The 19844-nt window shown below is 42.4% G+C and carries 13 protein-coding genes; 3 read left to right on the top strand and 10 right to left on the bottom strand.

Translation table 11 applies throughout. From position 1 onward, the window contains the following. The 7 genes from WBM98_RS02350 to WBM98_RS02380 form a co-directional block, all read right to left on the bottom strand. A partial coding sequence (locus WBM98_RS02350; protein ID WP_424364415.1) for a S8 family peptidase occupies positions 1 to 1052 on the bottom strand: 1052 nt, incomplete at its 3' end. 197 nt (positions 1053 to 1249) lie between these two features. Next, positions 1250 to 3061: an acyl-CoA dehydrogenase family protein gene (locus tag WBM98_RS02355; RefSeq protein ID WP_424364416.1), complete on the bottom strand. Its 1812-nt coding sequence runs from the start codon at positions 3059 to 3061 to the stop codon at positions 1250 to 1252. 82 nt (positions 3062 to 3143) lie between these two features. Beyond that, a complete protein-coding gene (locus WBM98_RS02360; RefSeq protein ID WP_424364417.1) occupies positions 3144 to 4334 on the bottom strand; it encodes an acetyl-CoA C-acyltransferase in 1191 nt (396 codons plus the stop codon). 41 nt (positions 4335 to 4375) lie between these two features. Beyond that, complete coding sequence (locus WBM98_RS02365) at positions 4376 to 4723, bottom strand: four helix bundle protein (protein WP_424364418.1); 348 nt, start codon at positions 4721 to 4723, stop codon at positions 4376 to 4378. A 40-nt stretch (positions 4724 to 4763) separates the two neighbouring features. Beyond that, positions 4764 to 7169: a 3-hydroxyacyl-CoA dehydrogenase NAD-binding domain-containing protein gene (locus tag WBM98_RS02370; protein ID WP_424364419.1), complete on the bottom strand. Its 2406-nt coding sequence runs from the start codon at positions 7167 to 7169 to the stop codon at positions 4764 to 4766. A gap of 42 nt (positions 7170 to 7211) precedes the next feature. After that, positions 7212 to 7646 (bottom strand): MarR family winged helix-turn-helix transcriptional regulator, encoded by a 435-nt coding sequence (locus tag WBM98_RS02375; protein ID WP_424364420.1) that lies wholly within the window; start codon positions 7644 to 7646, stop codon positions 7212 to 7214. A gap of 128 nt (positions 7647 to 7774) precedes the next feature. Continuing rightward, the gene (locus tag WBM98_RS02380; RefSeq protein ID WP_424364421.1) at positions 7775 to 9547 is read right to left on the bottom strand and encodes an AMP-dependent synthetase/ligase; all 1773 of its coding nucleotides are present in this window, start codon (positions 9545 to 9547) and stop codon (positions 7775 to 7777) included. Between the two features lie 270 nt (positions 9548 to 9817). Between WBM98_RS02380 and WBM98_RS02385 the strand changes: the two genes are divergently transcribed. Then, the gene (locus WBM98_RS02385) at positions 9818 to 10933 is read left to right on the top strand and encodes a hypothetical protein (protein WP_424364422.1); all 1116 of its coding nucleotides are present in this window, start codon (positions 9818 to 9820) and stop codon (positions 10931 to 10933) included. Between the two features lie 96 nt (positions 10934 to 11029). On the opposite strand, the gene purL is transcribed toward WBM98_RS02385, so the two are convergent. From purL to WBM98_RS02400, 3 genes are all read right to left on the bottom strand, one after another. Continuing rightward, a complete protein-coding gene (gene purL / locus WBM98_RS02390) occupies positions 11030 to 14710 on the bottom strand; it encodes a phosphoribosylformylglycinamidine synthase (RefSeq protein ID WP_424364423.1) in 3681 nt (1226 codons plus the stop codon). A gap of 342 nt (positions 14711 to 15052) precedes the next feature. Continuing rightward, on the bottom strand, positions 15053 to 15364 hold the full coding sequence (locus WBM98_RS02395; RefSeq protein ID WP_424364424.1) for an endonuclease domain-containing protein: 312 nt from the start codon (positions 15362 to 15364) through the stop codon (positions 15053 to 15055). 253 nt (positions 15365 to 15617) lie between these two features. Then, entirely contained in the window at positions 15618 to 16829 is a 1212-nt protein-coding gene (locus WBM98_RS02400; protein ID WP_424364481.1) for an RsmB/NOP family class I SAM-dependent RNA methyltransferase, read from the bottom strand. Between the two features lie 70 nt (positions 16830 to 16899). Between WBM98_RS02400 and WBM98_RS02405 the strand changes: the two genes are divergently transcribed. Together WBM98_RS02405 and WBM98_RS02410 are read left to right on the top strand one after the other, a co-directional pair. Further along, positions 16900 to 17925: a VPS10 domain-containing protein gene (locus tag WBM98_RS02405; protein ID WP_424364425.1), complete on the top strand. Its 1026-nt coding sequence runs from the start codon at positions 16900 to 16902 to the stop codon at positions 17923 to 17925. 213 nt (positions 17926 to 18138) lie between these two features. After that, positions 18139 to 19044 (top strand): outer membrane beta-barrel protein, encoded by a 906-nt coding sequence (locus tag WBM98_RS02410; RefSeq protein ID WP_424364426.1) that lies wholly within the window; start codon positions 18139 to 18141, stop codon positions 19042 to 19044. Positions 19045 to 19844 lie beyond the last annotated feature (800 nt).

The raw sequence follows: 19844 nt of genomic DNA on the forward strand, positions 1-19844 counted from the left end.
ATCCAGCTTTCAGGTGCCGTGGCAGAAACAGAGATTACGTTGTTTAAACTGGCAGGTAGTTTAATGGTAGAACCGTTTCCGTCAAAATTAGTATACCCATTACCAGCGGAAACTACAATGGTAGCCCCATTTCTATAGGCATAATTAATTGCTCTTTGTTGCGCATGTATCACTTCTTGTATACTCTTTGGTGAATAACGAATAGGGTTACCATCTTCATCAATTGCAAAACCATTTTTATTTAAGGTTGCTCCTAAACTCATGTTTATAACGTCTGCCCCGATATCTGCCGCATATACGATTCCAGCATTTATCCAGCTAAAGGCACCTGACCCTGAAAATTCCGAAAGTACCTTTACGGCTACAATTTCAGCATTTGGTGCAACCCCTATAACTCCGTATTCGTTGTCTGCTGCAGCAATAGTCCCCGCAACGTGGGTCCCGTGATTGAAGTAGAAACCAGGTTGTACCTGCCAATCTTCACCCGGAACAAATGATTCACTTAGATCTGTATTTAAGTTGGGAGCTAAATCAGGGTGGGTCCCATCTATTCCAGAATCCAAAACCGCGACTCGCACACCTTCCCCGGTCTGGCCCGTATTCCAAGCCTCGGGAGCATCAATGGCATCCATTCCCCACAAATCCTCAAAAAACCACTCATCACTGCCTATACTTAGCGGAGATGCTGAAGGAGCAAAATCACTTGGCTCAATCCATTGTACTTTAAGGTCAGGCACTACGGATCGAACATTTCCTTTTTTAGAAATTTTATTGCTAACATTTTCGCTTGCAGAGACCACAGCTACCCCAATTTCAGGAATTACAGATTTTACGGTAGCCCCTAAACTTTCCATTTCGGACTCAAAACCATCAGGAATTTCTTCGGCCTTTAAAATAACCATATAATCTTTTTTGGAAGCGGACTTTGCATAAACTGCATTGAGTTCCGCTTCGTCTGAGATATTGGTTTCAGTCGTACATGAGACAAAAAATAAGGAGGCTAAGAAAAAGGGTAAATAAATTTTTTTCAAGAGTGTAAGGCTTTTTTTCATTTTTCTATTTGTTTTAGATTTATGGTGGTAAAATATGCAAAATTCTTAACAACATCCAAATATATTGTTAAAAAAATGCAAATTAATACGTAGATTTTCAAAAGACTTTGGTTATGTCCTAACCTGCTAAAATAAAAAACCGTCCTGACAGTATCGTGAGGACGGTTTTTACTTCAAAATAAAAGTCTCAATTTGAATTAGTCAAAGGTGTAACCGTTATCCGCAGCGACCTTATCGGCAATCTGTATGCGCAAGGCCACTACATTGGGGTTATTGGTATATTTTGTAAAGCGTTTAAGTCCCATCAGCATCATCCGTTGCTCATCGCCTTCAGCAAAAGAAGTTATGGCTTCCTTACCTTTGGAAATGGCGATTTCAACTGCATGGTACAAATACAATTTGGACATTGCGATTTGAATGGCTTGGGCCTCTTCACCAAAGCGTTTGGCATTTTTTTCCGTTCTTAGAAGGGTCGATTCGGCAATATAGATCTGTATCAGGATATCGGCTGCTGACATCATCAATTGTTGGTGATTTTCAAGTTCTGTGCCATATTTTTGTACCGCACTACCAGCAACCATTAGAAACACTTTTTTCAATCTGGCGATCAGGTCTTTTTCTTCTGCGAAAAGTGCTGAAAAATCTGGGGTATCGAATGAAGGGATGCCCATTAATTCCTCCCCGACCTTTGTTGCGGGTCCTAAGAGATCAACATGTCCTTTCATCGCTTTTTTGACCAGCATGCCAACTACCAACATACGGTTGATTTCGTTGGTGCCCTCATAAATACGGGATATTCGCGCATCTCTCCAGGCTTTCTCCATCGGTGCATCCGCGCTGAATCCCATTCCCCCGAAAATCTGTATGCCTTCATCGGTGGTACTTTGAACGTGTTCTGAAACCGCTACTTTCAAGATGGAACATTCTATGGCATATTCCTCGACCCCTTTCAACTCGGCCTCCTGATGGGTATTGCCGGCGGCTTCGCGTAAGGCGATCCTATCCTCGATATTTTTGGCGGCACGGTAACTGGCCGATTCCCCGGCATAGGTATTCGTACACATTTCGGCAATTTTTGCTTTTATCGCCCCAAAATTCATAATCGGCGTATTGAACTGTTTACGCTCCTTGGCATATTTCACCGATTCGCCTATGACACGTCGTTGTGCTTCCAAACAAGCGGCGGCCAATTTGATTCGTCCAATATTCAAGGCGTTCATGGCTATCTTAAAACCATTGCCGCGTTCGGACAGCATATTTTCAACAGGCACTTTGGTTTCGCTGAAAAACACTTGACGGGTCGAGGAGGAGTGAATTCCCAATTTTTTTTCCTCTTCCCCCATGGATATACCATTTTTTGGGTCATTTTCAACAATAAAACCAGTGATGTATTTATCATCCTCGATTCGGGCAAAAACAATGAACATATTGCAAAATCCTGCATTTGAGATCCACATCTTCTGTCCTGAAATGGAATAATAGGTACCATCTTTGGATAGTACGGCCTTGGTTTTTCCCGAATTGGCATCGGATCCAGCACCTGGTTCTGTTAGGCAATAGGCCCCAAACCATTCCCCAGTGGCCAATCTAGGCACATATTTTTGCTTTTGCTCCTCGGTACCATAAAGGGTAATGGGCATGGTACCGATACCAGTATGGGCTCCGAATGCCGTACTGAACGAACCTGTTGCCCCCGATATATAATCGCACACCAACATTGTGGATACAAATCCCATACCCAATCCACCATAAGCTTCGGGTACGGCAACGGACAATAGTCCAAGGTCACCGGCTTTGTGCATACAGGCTTCTGTGTAGGTATAGTCTTTCTTCTCAAAGCGTTCCCAATGTGCCCAAAGTTCGCGATCGACAAATTCTTTGGTGCTATCCCGCATCATACGTTGCTCTTCGGACAAATCCTCCAATGTAAACACATCTTCACATTTGGTTTCTTTGACCAAGAATTGTCCGCCTCTTAGTAAATCTTCGTTTTTTGTTTCGGTGCTCATTTTTTTTAGTATTTAGTATTTAGTAAGGAGTATTGAGCAGGAGAATCAAAGTCTCAATACTCAATTCTAATTACTCATATCTTTATTTTAAAAATTCATAAATCCCTGCAGCTCCCTGTCCTGTACCTACACACATTGTTACCATGCCGTATTTACCCTGCATATTTCTCTTTCTCATTTCATCGAATACTTGAACGGATAATTTTGCCCCCGTACATCCCAAAGGATGGCCCAACGCAATGGCCCCACCATTTACATTGACAATTTCCTGATTGAGGTCCAACTCCCTAATTACAGCAAGTGATTGGGAGGCGAAGGCTTCATTGAGTTCTATAAGCTCAATATCATTTTGTTTCAGTCCTGCTTGCTTCAACGCTTTTGGGACTGCGGCAACAGGGCCAATACCCATAATCCGTGGCGGCACACCCGCGGCCGCATAATTGACCAACCGTGCTATGGGTTCCAATTTCAATTCTTTGACCATTGCCTCACTCATGACCAGAACAAAGGCTGCGCCATCACTCATTTGGGAGGAGTTGCCAGCAGTTACGCTGCCACCAGCTGCGAAGACAGGGCGTAAATTCGCTAAGGCTTCCAAACTAGTTCCGGCTCGCGGCCCTTCGTCTTTAGTGACGGTATATTTTTTGGTCGCCTTTTTCCCATTTTCGTCCACATAGGTTTGTGTTACCTCGATAGGCACGATCTGATCCTGAAAACGATTTTCTGCCTGTGCTTTCAATGCTTTCATATGTGAATTGTAAGCGAATTCATCTTGGTCTTCCCTTGAAACCTTAAATTCATTCGCGACTGCTTCGGCGGTATTACCCATTCCCCAATAATAATCCTCATGTCCTGATTTGACCAAATCATAGTTCAATTCGGTCTTATATCCCGTCATAGGGACAGCACTCATGCTCTCTGCACCCCCAGCAATAATACAGTCGGCCATTCCTGCTTGTATTTTGGCTGTTGCGATACCAATGGTTTCAATACCGGACGAACAAAACCGGTTTACGGTAACCCCGGGCACATCCACAATATCCAACCCCATCAAAGAGATCAACCGTGCCATATTAAGCCCTTGAGATCCTTCGGGCATGGCATTTCCGACAATGACATCATCAATTCGTTTTTTATCAAAATCGGGCAACTCCTTCATCATGTATTGTATGGTTTCAGCTGCCAGCTCATCGGTTCGTTTAAAACGGAATACACCCTTAGGGGCTTTGCCAACCGCCGTTCTATATGCTTTTACTATGTATGCTGTTTTCATATTCTATTTAGAATTGAGTATTGAGATTTGAGTATTGAGAATTATAATTTTTGTTGAAATGAATAATTCATTTTTTGAATTTCAATACATATATCAATTACTGGTTTTACTTTTTCTTTATTGATTAAATTGAGTTCTGTAATTAGAATTAATTGAGTAAGTAGTTCATAACAAGAACCATTCGCAATACTCAAAAAATGTTTAAATTCTTTAGTGGAATTCCGACCTGCACCCTCAGCGATATTTGAGGGAATAGATACCGAGCATCTTTTTATTTGAGAGCTTAGACCATATTTTTCATCCGGAGGTAATTCGGAAATAAGGAAATAAACCTCTTTGGTCAATTTCATCGCTTTTTCCCATATTTTCAAATCTTCAACTTTATGCATATGGCCTATCTACTTAACACTATTATCTCAATACTCAATACTAATTCCTTAATGGTTTACCCGTTTTAAGCATATGCTGTATGCGTTCAAGGGTTTTCCGTTCGGTGCAAAGGCTTAAGAAGGCTTCCCGTTCTAAATCCAACAAGTATTGTTCACTCACCAGGGTAGGTTCCGATAAATCACCACCTGCCATCACATAAGCTAATTTGTTGGCGATCTTTTGGTCGTGTTCGCTGATATAATGACTCGCCTCCATAGCGTCGGTTCCTACCAAGAACATTCCTAAGGCTTGTTTGCCGAGTACCTTGATGTCTTTTCGTTTTATAGGTTTCGTATATCCTGTTTCCGCCATTAACTTCGCATAGGCCTTGGCAGTAGCTATCTGTCGGTCTTTGTTGACCACCACGATATCCTTTCCTTTTTGAAGAATCCCCAAATCAAAGGCCTCATAGGCCGAAGTGGATACTTTGGCCATACCAATGGTCAAGAAATATTCCTGTAATACATTAAGTTCAACATCATTCTTTTTGAAAGTATCCGAAGCGCGTAGTGCAAATTCTTTCGATCCACCGCCGCCAGGAATTACCCCAACACCAAATTCAACTAGACCAATGTAGGTTTCGGCGGCTGCAACGACCTTATCGGCATGCATGGATAATTCACAACCACCGCCTAAAGTCATTCCATGAGGAGCTGAGATCGTCGGGATCGACGAATAACGCATGCGCATCATGGTATCCTGGAACATTTTAATGGCCATATTAAGCTCATCATACTCTTGCTCAACAGCCATCATGAATATCATTCCGATATTGGCACCTACAGAAAAATTGGCTGCTTGGTTACCAACAACCAAGCCTTGGAAATCCTTTTCGGCCAAATCAATGGCCTTGTTCAAGCCGGCCAATACATCGCCTCCAATGGTGTTCATCTTTGATTGGAATTCCACATTCAAGATACCATCACCGAGATCCTCGATAACCACACCACTGTTTTTGAACACCTCGTTCGATTTTCGAATGTTGTCCAAAATGATAAAGGCATCCTGTCCAGGTACTTTTACCATTGATTTTGTCGGGATATCATAGAAATAGGAAGCTCCTTCCTTTACGGAATAAAAAGAACCAATACCTGCCGCTACCATTTTAGATATCCATTCCGCAGGTTTTTCACCTTCTGCCTTCATAATATCAAGACCTTCTTTAAGTCCGATGGCATCCCAAATCTGGAAGGGACCCTGTTCCCATCCGAAACCGGCTTTCATGGCATCATCGATCTTATACAGCTCATCGGTTATCTCGGGAATCCTATGGGAGACATATGCGAACAAGGCGGCAAAACTCTTTCTATAGAATTGGCCTGCCTTATCCTTACCTGCGACAAGAACTTTAAATCGGTCAACAACCTTATCAATCGTCTTGGTCAGTTCTAGGGTGGCGAATTTTGCGCTTTTCTTAGAACGATACTCCATGGTATCCAAATCCAAGGTCAAAATCTCGCTTTTACCATCTGCACCTTTCACCTTTTTATAAAACCCTTGTCCGGTTTTGCTTCCCAACCAATTTTTTTCCATCATAGTATTGATGAAATCTGGCAATTTAAAAAGCTCGTGCTTTTCATCATCGGGGCAATTTTCATAAATCCCATTCGCCACATGCACCAGTGTATCCAACCCTACGACATCCACTGTGCGGAACGTGGCCGATTTTGGCCTACCAATTACCGGACCTGTCAGTTTATCAACCTCCTCAACGGTCATTCCCATATCCTTTACCATATGGAAAAGACTTTGGATACTGAATATGCCGATACGATTACCTATGAATGCGGGCGTATCCTTGGCTACAACAGAGGTTTTGCCCAAGAACTTTTCACCATAACTATTTAGGAATTCCAATACTTCTGGCGAAGTTTTTGGCCCTGGGATGATTTCGAACAATTTTAAATAACGGGCAGGATTGAAAAAGTGGGTGCCACAGAAATGCTTTTGGAAATCATCACTGCGCCCATCAGACATGAATTTAATGGGGATACCGGATGTGTTTGAGGTGATCAACGTACCGGGCGTCCTGTGTTTATCGAGATTCTCGAAAACTTTTTTCTTGATGTCCAATCGCTCAACAACAACCTCGATGATCCAATCCACTTTGGATACCTTGGCAATATCATCCTCAAGATTCCCCGTAGTGATCCTAGAGGCGAATTTTTGATGGTAAATAGGGGATGGCTTTGATTTCAAGGCAGCAGCCAAGGCATTGTTCACCAATCTATTGCGTACCACCTTATCTTCTAAGGAAAGTCCTTTTGCCTTTTCTTTGTCGTCGAGTTCCCTAGGAATAATATCTAGCAATAATACTTCTACCCCAATATTGGCGAAATGACAGGCAATACCACTTCCCATTATTCCAGAACCAATTACCGCTACTTTTTGAATATGCTTGTTCATGTAGTTATATAATTATAGCTGAATTAAATTGTTTTGAATCTTCTATACATAAATACCTTTTTCTATTACAAGTTTGTTTATGGTCTCCATAACCTCAAAAAAGCAATCTAACTTTTCCTCTGTAACATTGGCCCGTACCACTTCATTAAACCGCAAAACGGCATCTTTAGAGTCTTTTCTTTTCTCCAGGCCAAAATCGGTCAAGTGTATCAAAACCCCTCTACCATCCTTGGGATTGGGCTTACGCTTTATCAGCCCTTTATCCTCCATGCTTTTGAGAATCCTGGAAAGACTGGTGGCCTCCATTCCCATTTTCGGACCTAAGGCGGTTGAAGGAGTTCCTGTTTTCGGATCAATACTCAACAAGGTAAAACCTACCGCCATTGTCGATTCGAAAGATTTGGCCTGTTCATTATACATTCTAGCAACAGCTTGCCAAGTGGCTCTCAAGACATAATCAATGGTTGCATCTTTCATAAAGGACGGATTGGCTCTCAAATATAGGGAAAATTACTATGCATGCATAGTAAATAGCTATAAAAAAATGTCCTTGTTGTTGAAGTCCTTATAAAATTTGATATTTAGGAAGCCTTAGGGTTGGGTAATCAATGCCCATAAATATCATTGCATAGGTCGCTGTAGATTTCTTTGATTGCCTTCCTTTTCAGTTTCATGGTAGGGGTAAGGTGCCCCCCATCTATTGTCCATGCATCGGGTGTCAATCTAAAGGCTTTAACTTTTTCCCATTTGGCGAAATTCACATTGGCATGATCGATTTCCTCTTGGAATCGAGCCAATACCTTGTCATTATTGACTACATCAGCCATGGTGGTAAAATTCAACTGATGTCTCTTGCCCCATTCCTTGACAAATAGAAAATCGGGCTGGATCAAGGCCGCCGGCATTTTTTCACCTTCACCGATCACCATTACCTGTTCGATAAAGCGCGATTGCTTTAATTCATTTTCAATCAAAGCGGGCGCAACATATTTGCCACCCGATGTCTTGAACATTTCTTTCTTGCGGTCGGTTATCTTTAAAAAACCTTCGGAGTCCATTTCGCCAATATCGCCTGTGTGAAAATAGTCCCCGGTCATAACCGTGGCCGTTTTTTCGGGATCTTTGTAATACCCTAGCATAACATTGGGGCCTTTCACCAAGATTTCGCCATCCTCAGCTATTTTCACTTCCACGTTATCGATCAGTCTACCTACCGTTCCAATCCTGAACCCACCATTTCTTTGATCATTAACTGAGACCACGGGTGAAGTTTCTGTAAGACCATACCCTTCCATAATTGGCATTTGGGCCGCCGCAAAAACCCGAGTCAATCGAGGTTGCAAGGCAGCACTACCCGATACCATAAGTTCAAGATTACCTCCTAAGGCTTCTTGCCATTTACTGAATATCAGCTTACGTGCCAGCTTCAATTTTTGTTCGTACCACCATCCGTTCGCCCCATAGGGTTCATATGTAAGGCCAACATTTAAGGACCAAAAAAACAGGGCCTTTTTAATGCCTTTCAATTCGCCGCCCTTTGCCACAATTTTATCATATACCTTTTCATAGAGTCTAGGCACTGCGGTCATGATATTTGGTTTAACTTCTTTTAGGTTTTCCGTCATTTTCTCGAGCGATTCCGCAAAGTATATTTGAACACCACAGAATTGGTATAGGTATAGTATCATGCGTTCAAACACATGGCAAACAGGTAGAAAACTAAGGGCTTTTGTTTTACCCATTGCTATTGGGACCCTTTTTTCGCTATCAATAACGTTCGATACAATATTATGGTGGGAAAGCATCACGCCCTTAGGCTGTCCCGTTGTACCTGAAGTATAGATCAAAGTCGCTAGATCTCCGGCTGCTACTTGATCCTTTCTTTTGTCTACCTCCGGGGCGTTCGATTTATCTTCCCCCAATTTCAATACCTCGTCCCAGTTCTTGCAACCAGCGATTCGATCAAAAGAAAAAACCTCCTTTAACTTGGGTACATTATCTTTTATTTTATTGACTTTGTCCAGCACTTCGACGCAAGAGACAAAACAATATGTAGCCTCGCTATGATTCAAAATATATTCATAATCCTGTTCTGAAATGGTAGGATAAATGGGTACATTTTGTGCCCCGAGCTGTAAGACGCCAATATCGACCACATTCCATTCGGTTCTATTGGTCATCGAAATCACGGCGATCTTATCATTTTTAGCAACCCCCATGCGCAATAATCCGCGGCTTATGGCATTGGCCCGATCAATATACTCTTGTGTAGACGTGTTTACCCAAAGGCCATCATACTTCGTTACAAGGGCATTTGTTAGATTATACTTTTCCAATTGATAGTATGGAAAATCAAAAAGGCGGGTAATCTCTGACATACGTAGTTACGGATTGGTCATTGCAAAATAGGAAAAGCAGTTGGGATTTAAAATGAGTTTGACAAATAAAAGCCATAATATTTACGATTTCTTCATTTTTATGCGATTTAAAGTCGATTGGAAAATCGATTTTCGAATGGTTCAAACCAAATTAAATAAAGAAGTGCTTTGTTTTGTGTTGTTTATATGGGCATCGTTGTTGTTAAGCTAAGAATTGGAGAGCACAAGCAATACTTTTATTAAGTTCACGGGTACAATCAAATTACAACAATGATGAAAAGGTTTTTAGTGCTCTGTTTGGCAACTTTTGCATTGGTTTCATGTACTGAAAAGGGAACTAAAATCCCCGTATATGCATGGACCGGTGGTCCGGGTAATGCCACGGATCAAGAACTAGCCACCAAATTCAATGATTTTAAGGAAAAAGGAATCGATGGACTCATGTACAGCGGAGGTCATGATCCCGCAACCTATAAAAGGGTCGGGGCGTTGGTTAAGGAAGCAGGTATGGAATTCCATACGTGGATACCCACGATGGTGCAAGGGGAGAATCCTAAAATAGCCAAAGAGCTCTATGCTATCAATGGTAAGGGGGAATCGGCCTTTGATAAGCCTGCCTATGTCGATCATTACAAGTTTCTATGTCCGAATAAGGAAGGTACCTATGAATTTTTGGCAGATCTCTATGGAAGTGTTGCCGAGGTGGATGAAGTGGATGGTATTCACTTGGATTTCATTCGATTTCCCGATGTGATTTTGGCTCGGGGCTTATGGGAGAAGTATGGCTTGGTTATGGATCGTGAATTTCCCGAATATGATTATTGCTATTGTGACACCTGTGTCTCTGATTTTAAGGAGGAGACCGGAATCGATATCAAGGCGGTCGAAGACCCCTCACAGGTAAAGGAATGGAAACAATTCAGATATGATGTGATCACCAAATTGGTGGGTCGATTGGCTAATGTCGTCCATGAAAAAGGAAAAGTGATCAATGCTGCCGTATTCCCAGGTCCCACACTCGCAAAAAAATTGGTACGCCAAGAATGGAACAAATGGGATTTGGATGCCATTTATCCCATGAATTATAATGATTTTTATCTGGAAGGCCCAGCGTGGCTGGCCGAAATCACTCAGGAAGAGGTGGCTGCCGTCAATGGTTCAAAACCCATATACAGTGGCTTGTTCATATGCCCTAATCCCGAAGCGAAGACCGGTGAAAAGGATCCCGAGAACCACGGTTTACTGCCATCGGAAATGGAAACGGCCATACGAGGTTCCATGGAAAATGGGGCCACTGGTATCTGTTTATTTACACCGGAACGAATGACACCCGAGCATTGGGAGGCTTTTGAAAAAGCCATTTATGCCGATTATTCAAAAAAATAGAGTTTAGTTTTATAGTTGAGTTTAGTTGAGTTGAGTTAGCAAGAAAGGAGCCTTTACCATGGCTCCTTTCTTATTGCTACAGGTACGAAAAAGGGGTTACCTATGTTGCTCGACCCATTTTCTCGCATTTTCGAAAGCCTCGATCCAAGGGGATACCTTATCATTGCGATCGGTAGGGTAGTGTGCCCAGTTCCAAGGGAAAATGGAACGTTCTATATGGGGCATGGTCACCAAATGCCGTCCGGTCTTATCGCATAACATGGCCGTATTGTAATCACTGCCATTTGGATTGGCCGGATAACCCTCATAACCATATTTGGCCACAATATCATAGGTGTTCTCTGGATGGGGCAGTTTAAACTTGCCCTCCCCATGGGATATCCAAACACCTAAGGTGGTGCCAGCCAAAGTGGATAACATGATCGAATTGTTCTTTTGGATCTTTACAGAGGTAAAGCTACTTTCGTGTTTTTGGGAGTCATTATAGGTCATTCTGCCATGTTGCCCATGATCGGGATTTATCAAATCCAATTCCATGAACAATTGACATCCGTTACAAATACCAACAGACAAGGTATCTGGGCGCGCAAAGAAATCCTTTAAAGCCGTATTGGCCATTTCATTGTACTTGAAGGCACCGGCCCAACCTTTGGCGCTACCCAATACATCGGAATTAGAGAATCCACCGACAGCGCCTATAAATTGGATGTCCTCAAGTGTCTCACGTCCTGAAATAAGATCGGTCATATGCACATCCTTCACATCAAAACCTGCCAAATACATGGCATTGGCCATTTCGCGTTCCGAATTGCTTCCTTTTTCCCTAAGGATTGCTGCTTTAGGTCTTGACGGTCCTTGTTTTGGCAATGTGCCCGCGAACGCTTCTGGAAAAATGTACCGCAGGGGCTGATTCTTATAATTTACGAATCGATTTTTTGCAAGGTTATTCGCTGTTTGTTTATCATCCAATAAGAAAGAGGTTTTGAACCAAGTGTCCCTTAAGGAAGCTATATTCAGACCAAGTTCCATGCTGCCATTTTTAATGGTCAACTTGGATTCATTAACTACACGCCCTATTTTTTTGACATCGATATCGGCAGCCAAAAGGGATTCAATGCTTGAATCATCCTTTGCTTGAAAAACAATCCCGGCATTTTCGGAAAATAATAATTTTATACTATCCGCTTCACCCAAAGAGGATAAATCCAGCATAGCACCCAAATCGGTATCGGCAAAACACATTTCCAACAGCGTGGTGATCAATCCACCTGAGGCGACATCATGCCCGGCCAGAATATGACCATTTCTAACCGCCTGTTGCATGGTGTTGAAAACCGATTTCACATAGGCTGCATCCTGTACTGTTGGGGCCTCATTGCCAATGGTATTTAAAATTTGGGCAAATGACGAACCTCCTAATTTGTAATTGTCCTTAGAAATATTGATGTAGTAGATGGCACCTCCGTCTCGCTTTAAAACGGGTTCGACCACTTTCGTGATATCATCGCAATGACCGGCGGCCGAGATAATCACGGTTCCCGGGGAAATCACTTCACCATCCTTATATTTCTGTTTCATGGAAAGGGAATCCTTGCCCGTGGGCACATTGATGCCCAAGGCTATTGAAAAGTCTGAAACGGCCTGTACAGCCTCGTACAATCGCGCATCTTCCCCCTCATTCTTACAAGGCCACATCCAGTTGGCGGATAAGGAAATCGATTTGAGTCCTTCTTTGAGCGGTGCCCAGATGATATTGGTCAAGGCCTCGGTAATACTGTTTCTACTCCCGGCAACCGGGTCTATTAAACCTGTGATAGGGGAGTGACCAATGGAAGTGGCAATACCATCCTTCCCTTTATAATCCATGGCCATTACCCCGCAGTTATTCAAAGGCAATTGCAGCGGGCCTGCACATTGCTGTTTGGCCACCCGACCACCTACGCAACGATCGACCTTGTTCGTCAACCAGTCTTTACAGGCCACGGCCTCCAATTGAAGTACTTGGTCTAAATACGTATGAAAATGCTCCAGGGTGTATGCGGGGTTTTCATAGTTACGTTCGACCGTAAGATCGTTCATTATTGTTTTTGGAGAGCTTCCGAACATGTCTTCCAAATCAAGGTCCATTGGTTTATCCCCTTTGGAATTTGATTCGAACGTAAATCGATGGTCTCCTGTCACCTCACCGACTTCATACATGGGCGAACGTTCGCGATCGGCTATTCGATGCAGAAGATCCACATCCTTCTTACCAATGACCAATCCCATTCGCTCTTGGGATTCATTCCCTATGATTTCCTTGGCGGATAAGGTAGGATCACCAATAGGCAATTTATCCAAGTCAATCTTTCCTCCGGTATCCTCAACCAGTTCTGATAAACAGTTAAGATGGCCACCTGCACCGTGGTCATGGATCGAGACTATCGGATTTTCGTCATTTTCTACCATACCACGAATGGCATTGGCAGCTCTTTTTTGCATTTCAGGGTTGGAGCGTTGAACAGCATTCAATTCTATCGCTGCACTGAATTCGCCAGTATCGGCGCTGGAAACGGCTGCACCCCCCATACCAATGCGATAATTATCACCCCCAAGAATAACGATCTTGTCCCCCGTATTGGGAGTATCTTTCAATGCTTGGTCAGCCTTGCCGTAACCGATACCACCGGCTTGCATAATGACTTTATCATACCCTAATCTTCTAACTGTCTGTTCGAGCGCAGTCGAGACCTCTTGATGTTCAAAAGTCAATACCGACCCTGCAATCAAAGGTTGTCCAAATTTATTACCGAAATCAGATGCCCCGTTCGAAGCCTTGATAAGGATATCCATGGGGGTCTGGTACAACCAGTTGCGTTCTGGCATGGCCTTTTCCCATGAACGGTTTTCCTCCAATCTTGAATAGGAGGTCATATAAACAGCGGTACCGGCCAAGGGTATAGAACCTTTGCCCCCGGCCAAACGATCGCGGATCTCACCTCCCGAACCTGTGGCAGCCCCGTTAAAGGGTTCTACGGTAGTGGGAAAATTATGGGTTTCCGCCTTTAAAGAAAGTACCGAGATAAATTCCTTTTCTTCATAATAATCGGGCTTATCGGCACTCTTGGGCGCAAACTGAATGACTTTTGGTCCTTTTACAAAAGCCACATTGTCCTTATAGGCCGAAACGATATCATTTGGATTTTCGTGGGAAGTTTTCTTGATCAGCTTAAAAAGCGAGCTTGGTTTTTCAACGCCATCAATGATGAAGGTACCATTGAAGATTTTATGGCGGCAATGTTCCGAATTCACTTGGCTGAAACCGAACACTTCGGAATCGGTCAATTTGCGCCCTATTTTTTGGGACATACGATCTAGGTAATCCACTTCCTCTTCACTTAAGGCCAGCCCTTCCTGGGCATTGTACGCCGCAATGTCATCAATCTCCATAATGGCTTCAGGAACTACCTCGATCATGAAAACTTCCTGTGTCAACCCTTTGTATTTTTGCGAGAGCATGGGGTCGAATGTTTTAAAATCGGCCGCGACCCCCTTGAATTCCTCAATTCGGATGATGCCGCGAATACCCATATTCTGGGTTATTTCGGTGGCATTGGTGCTCCATGGAGTCACCATGGCCGCCCTTGGACCAACAAAAAAGGCGTCGAGAGACGCCCTATTTAGCTTGGGTTGGTTGCCAAATAACCAAGTGAGTTTATTAGTATCTTCCTGAGAAAGTTCTTGTTGTGTTTGTACTGCAAAAACTTTTGTTGTGACATCCCCGAAAAAGTGAATCATGAATTCTATAAAGTGTTAAGTTCAAGAAAGCACAAATTTAAATCTTTTTAGGCTATAAAAGTAGTGGAGAAGTTAACAGTTATCCATACTGATTGTTGATTACTTTGAAAGATGTTCTTTGTTCGTTAGAGATAAGAAGCAAGGTTCTTGGTAGAGCTAGCAATAGGCTTGGCTATTGTATTGCGTACCCCTTTGCCCTTACTTTGGCGAAACCCCTTACATGCTTTTCATAGGAGGTATATAAACGTAAAAGTAAACAGAATTAGTTTTGTATAAGTGTTTAAATAGTGCCTCCCTCCTAATAAGGAGGGACTTAGGGAGGTGTTTTTTGATGTTCATATTCTATTGATAATTTTCAAAAGTCGGAGGCCTATGACCATTCTCTTCAAATGTTAAAATATAGTCTTCAATCGCTCTTAAGACATTTTCCATATCGTTCATAATCTGATAATCCGAAAAGCGAAGTACATGGATACCAAGTTCATTCAATTGTTTGGTTCTTTTTACATCCTTTTCCCAAACTTCCAAGATTTGATGGGAATAACCATCACATTCTATGGCTAATTGCAATTTGTTACAAAAGAAATCCACAATGTATTCATCTATAGGTTTTTGTCTATGAAAATCATAGCCATACATTTGATCCCGCTTCAATTTTTACCATAAACGAATTTCCGATTTAGTGGCATTATTACGGAGTTGCCGAGCTAATTCTTTGAGTTTCGGATTATACTTGATTTTCATAACACCGGTGCGGATTTTTTATAAAAATAATCATTCATAATCTACACACCCCTTAATCCCCTCTTTCTAGAGGGGAAATTGCAATAAAATCGTTGTTTTAAAATTACCTTTTTTTCTTGGGAATGAGTTTCTCCCTCAAATAAAGGAGGGATAAAGGGAGGAATTAATTCTTCTCCAGTAATGCTATATAAAATCCATCAAACCCGCTCTTTGACGCATATATCTTTTGTTCCTTGGCCAAAGAAAAATCAGCACCCTCCGCTGAGGCCAAGAATGATTTTACCTGATCGCTGTTTTCCTGGGGTAGTATTGAACAGGTGGCATATACCATTTTGCCCCCGGGTTTTACCATTTGGCTATAACTGCGTATGATTTCTTGCTGTGTTTTAACGATTTTCTCTAAAAAGTCGGGTTGTAATTTCCATTTAGCATCCGGGTTTCTACGCAAGACACCGAGGCCTGTGCAGGGTGCATCAATGAGCACCCTGTCTGCGGTACCATGCAATTTTTTGATCACCTTGGTTGAAGTGATAGGCCGTGGTTCAATATTATGTGCCCCATTTCTTCGTGCCCTGCGTTTTAACTCTTTCAACTTGTTTTCATAGATGTCCAAGGCAATGAGCTGGCCTTTGTTCTGCATAAGGGCCGCCAGATGCAGCGTTTTGCCACCCGCACCTGCACATGCATCTATTACACGGTGGCCTGGTTGCGCATCCAAAAATTGAGATACCAACTGGGAAGAGGCATCCTGTACTTCAAAATAACCATCTTTAAAGGCTGATGTAACAAAAACGTTCGCACGTTCCGTCAGCATCAAGGCATCAGGATACCCTTTTATGGTTTCTGCCACGATGCCATCATCCAATAACGTTTTTCTTAGATTTTCCTTAGTCGTCTTTAAGGTGTTGACCCGTAAAATGACCTGAGCTTGTTGGTTGAGGGCCGCAATTTCCTTCGTCCATAACGCATCGCCCAAGGCTTTCTCGCACAAGGCATCCAACCAATCGGGAATAGACTCCCTGTATTTTCTGATTTTGGAAAGTTCATCGAACTTACCTTTGATCCGTCGTGCAGGTACAGGTTCCAATTGTTTCCAATCGGGTAGTTCGATTCCTCGTAACACCGCCCAAACTGCAAACATCCGAAAAAGATTGGCCCGGGTATAAGGTGCCTTGACTTCCGCAATTTCGGCATACAAGCGCTTCCAACGGACAATATCATAGGTAGTTTCGGCAATAAATCCACGATCACGTGCGCCCCAGCGTTTATCCCTTTTCAATGTTTTTTCTACAACCTTATCAGCATATTCCCCATCATTGAAGATAAATCCAAGCGCATCGACCACTGCAAAAACTAAATTCCTATGAAGTTTCATATCTAAAAATAAGGCTGCAAAGGTATCGTTTTGCAAGCTATTCTGTCTATTTTTGCCAAAAATTATTCCCATGCGAAATTACATATATCCCCTGATGCTGTTTATGGTATTTGCTTGTGAAAGTAAAAAAGAGATCAAACCTTTTACCTCGGTAGGTATTCAGACGATTTATGAGGATTCCCTTAATTTTAGGGCCATAGAACTTATGGATAACAGTTTGGCCTTTGCTACCAATAAAGGCACTTTTGGCAATATTGACCTCAGCACAAAACAGGTTCGTGCCAACCGAATAAAGCAGGATTCGATATTTCCTGAATTTAGGGCCGTGGCACATACGGCTACTGATTTTTTTATGTTGTCGATTGCAAGTCCGGCCCTGCTTTATAAAACAGGTGATAATGGTATGGAATTGGTCTATCGGGAAGATGGGGAACATGTTTTTTATGATGCCATGGCTTTTTGGAATGATATGGAAGGCATTGCCGTTGGTGACGCCGTGGATGGATGTTTATCAATAATCATCACTAGGGATGGCGGCCATACTTGGAATAAGCTTCCGTGCTCAGAACTGCCTGAAGGGTCTAGTTCCGAGGGTGCTTTTGCCGCCAGTAATACCAATATCAAAACGGTTGGGGATAAGGTTTGGATCGCCACAACAAGCAGCTCGATCTATTTTTCTGCCGACAAGGGTAAGACCTGGGAGCACTTTACGACCCCTATAGTAAAGGAAAAACCGACACAGGGTATTTATTCGATCGATTTTTACGATGAACACCTAGGAATCGCCATCGGTGGTGATTATACGGTACCAGAGGGTAACAATGCCAATAAAGCAATGACAGAGGATGGAGGAAGGTCTTGGACATTAATTGCCAACGGTTCTGAACCTGATTATAAAAGTTGCGTGCAGTTTGTGCCCAATTATGGAGGAAATGCGATCGTGGCCGTTGGCTTAACCGGAATTTCGTATTCTTCCGATCGGGGCAAAAGCTGGTCAAAAATAGCGGATGCATCCTTTTATACCCTGCGATTCGCTAATGACAGCATTGCCTATGCTGCCGGCAAAAATAGGATTGCCATGCTAACGTTCAAGTAGTATCAAAATCATCCCAAAAGCTTTTTTGAAATGTGGAACAGGCCTTTTGTGGGCACTATTTTCCCAAAATGGATTATCGTCGTGAATTATGTTAAAAAGGACTGGTCTTCTAAGATTATTATAATAATTTTGTAGCTGGTAATTTGGGCAATGAATCTTAAAAAACCCTTGAATAGCCCTTGTCTTTAATCAAATCAAAACAATCACATTCTTATGAAAAAACTTTTGGATTTTTTTGCCATTATAGTCTTGTTTTCAATTACCTCGCAAGTAGCGGCCCAAAACTGGTATGTACGTGCCGGGGGCGGTTATTCAGGGGAATTTGCGAACACTGAATTCAATAATACGGACCCCAATGGCATTACCGGTATAGAGCAATCTACGGCCGTAACAGTAAATAATGATGGTACGGCAACTGTTGAAGCCTTGAATGGAACCGTCGGGGCAGGCTATAAATTTTTTGTGACCGGGGGCTATATGTTCAATGATTATTTGGGGGCTGAGATGGGGATTAATTATTTCAAGGGCGATGAAACAACGGTAGGGCAACTGACCTCCCCGCAAGTTATTTCAAAAGCGACAACCTATATTCAGGGTTTTGACTTAAATCCAGGATTTTATGTTACGCCGGATTTTGCGAAAGTCAATCCATACATACGGGCCGGTCTTTTACTCACTGTGGGTGGAGATCTTACCATAGAGACCAATGTACGACAGATCGATGGTGGGGGAGAAGGTACCGACATTGTCGTAAATGCGGAGTCCGAAGTCAAATCGAGGTTTAGTGTCGGTTATACCGGGGCATTTGGTGCCACCTATCCGATCAATGATAAACTTAGTCTTTTTGGGGAAATGGAATTCAAAAGTTTCACGATTAAAAGTAAATCCGCAAGTATAAAAAAATATAGCACCTTAGCTGTGACCGATGGGCAGTCAGCACTTGTTCCCGGGCAACAATTGGAAGATTTGCCCCGATATGAAAAGGAGTTCGAATTTAGCGATAGCTATACCCAAAGCCTAACGACCGCATCAGATGAAAACGAAGTTCGGAAAATCCCAACCCAATTCGTGAATGCGAGTGGTGTAGGGTTGAACCTGGGCGTTAGGTATTCTTTCTAGATAATTACTGTGTTAAAGCTCCCATGGTATTGTGACCCTCATTTTAGATGCAATGATGTACTCGTCTGAAAACATCAAAATGACTGATTTTGCTGTAATTTATGGCTATGGTTTATAGGGAATTGTATATAATTACCCAATAGGGTGGTGTATACAAGCGGCTGGGGCCTCCTATCACTATGGAACAATCCATTAAACATCCGTTGTAATGTAGGTCGGAACTTTATCCAATGTTTCCTACGAAAAGATTGTCCGGTTGATGCTTTTCAATCCGATGGAATATTACCTATATTTGTAAGTGTAATAAATACATTTATGAAAAGATGAATTTGGACATCGTTTAAACCGGAGCTGTATCTGTGTGTTAATGGATCCTAAAAAATGGGAGTGATACGCAGTAATCATTAGGTACCCAAAACCATAAAAAGTCCAAAACGCACCAAGGCCCATCTCATGAAATTTGAAGTCATTGAAGTGAAAGAGTTTAATATATTTACAAAGGGATGGACCAATGATGGGCAAGTGTCGCAATATGGTGTTTTATTGAAGTAATTACCTATGGATGATAGCTAGGATCGATTTTGGATTCTTGGATGGTTTTTCGGGGAATGATGCTATTATTACAAGAAAAAGTAGGGTTTGGGATGGGTTTTAGGTGCATGGTTCATCCAATTAACCGAATGTAGATCATCTACATAATCAAGCGCAAGGGTTTATAGGACATAGTAAAAGCGATGAAGGAAGCATTGAGAATGATTTAAAATTACAACCTCATAAAAAAGAATTTAACAACCAACTAA

Origin of the sequence: Maribacter sp. (genome assembly GCF_049667165.1) — a bacterium.
Classification (GTDB): Bacteria; Bacteroidota; Bacteroidia; order Flavobacteriales; family Flavobacteriaceae; genus Maribacter_A.

Excerpts from the sequence above, each read along its gene's own strand:
- WBM98_RS02410 (WP_424364426.1), top strand. The coding sequence starts at position 18,139 with ATGAAAAAACTTTTGGATTTTTTTGCCATTATAGTCTTGTTTTCAATT.
- WBM98_RS02365 (WP_424364418.1), bottom strand. The coding sequence starts at position 4,723 with ATGCATAAAGTTGAAGATTTGAAAATATGGGAAAAAGCGATGAAATTG.
- WBM98_RS02355 (WP_424364416.1), bottom strand. The coding sequence starts at position 3,061 with ATGAGCACCGAAACAAAAAACGAAGATTTACTAAGAGGCGGACAATTC.
- WBM98_RS02405 (WP_424364425.1), top strand. The coding sequence starts at position 16,900 with ATGCGAAATTACATATATCCCCTGATGCTGTTTATGGTATTTGCTTGT.
- WBM98_RS02370 (WP_424364419.1), bottom strand. The coding sequence starts at position 7,169 with ATGAACAAGCATATTCAAAAAGTAGCGGTAATTGGTTCTGGAATAATG.
- WBM98_RS02400 (WP_424364481.1), bottom strand. The coding sequence starts at position 16,829 with ATGAAACTTCATAGGAATTTAGTTTTTGCAGTGGTCGATGCGCTTGGA.
- purL (WP_424364423.1), bottom strand. The coding sequence starts at position 14,710 with ATGATTCACTTTTTCGGGGATGTCACAACAAAAGTTTTTGCAGTACAA.
- WBM98_RS02385 (WP_424364422.1), top strand. The coding sequence starts at position 9,818 with ATGATGAAAAGGTTTTTAGTGCTCTGTTTGGCAACTTTTGCATTGGTT.
- WBM98_RS02360 (WP_424364417.1), bottom strand. The coding sequence starts at position 4,334 with ATGAAAACAGCATACATAGTAAAAGCATATAGAACGGCGGTTGGCAAA.
- WBM98_RS02375 (WP_424364420.1), bottom strand. The coding sequence starts at position 7,646 with ATGAAAGATGCAACCATTGATTATGTCTTGAGAGCCACTTGGCAAGCT.
- WBM98_RS02380 (WP_424364421.1), bottom strand. The coding sequence starts at position 9,547 with ATGTCAGAGATTACCCGCCTTTTTGATTTTCCATACTATCAATTGGAA.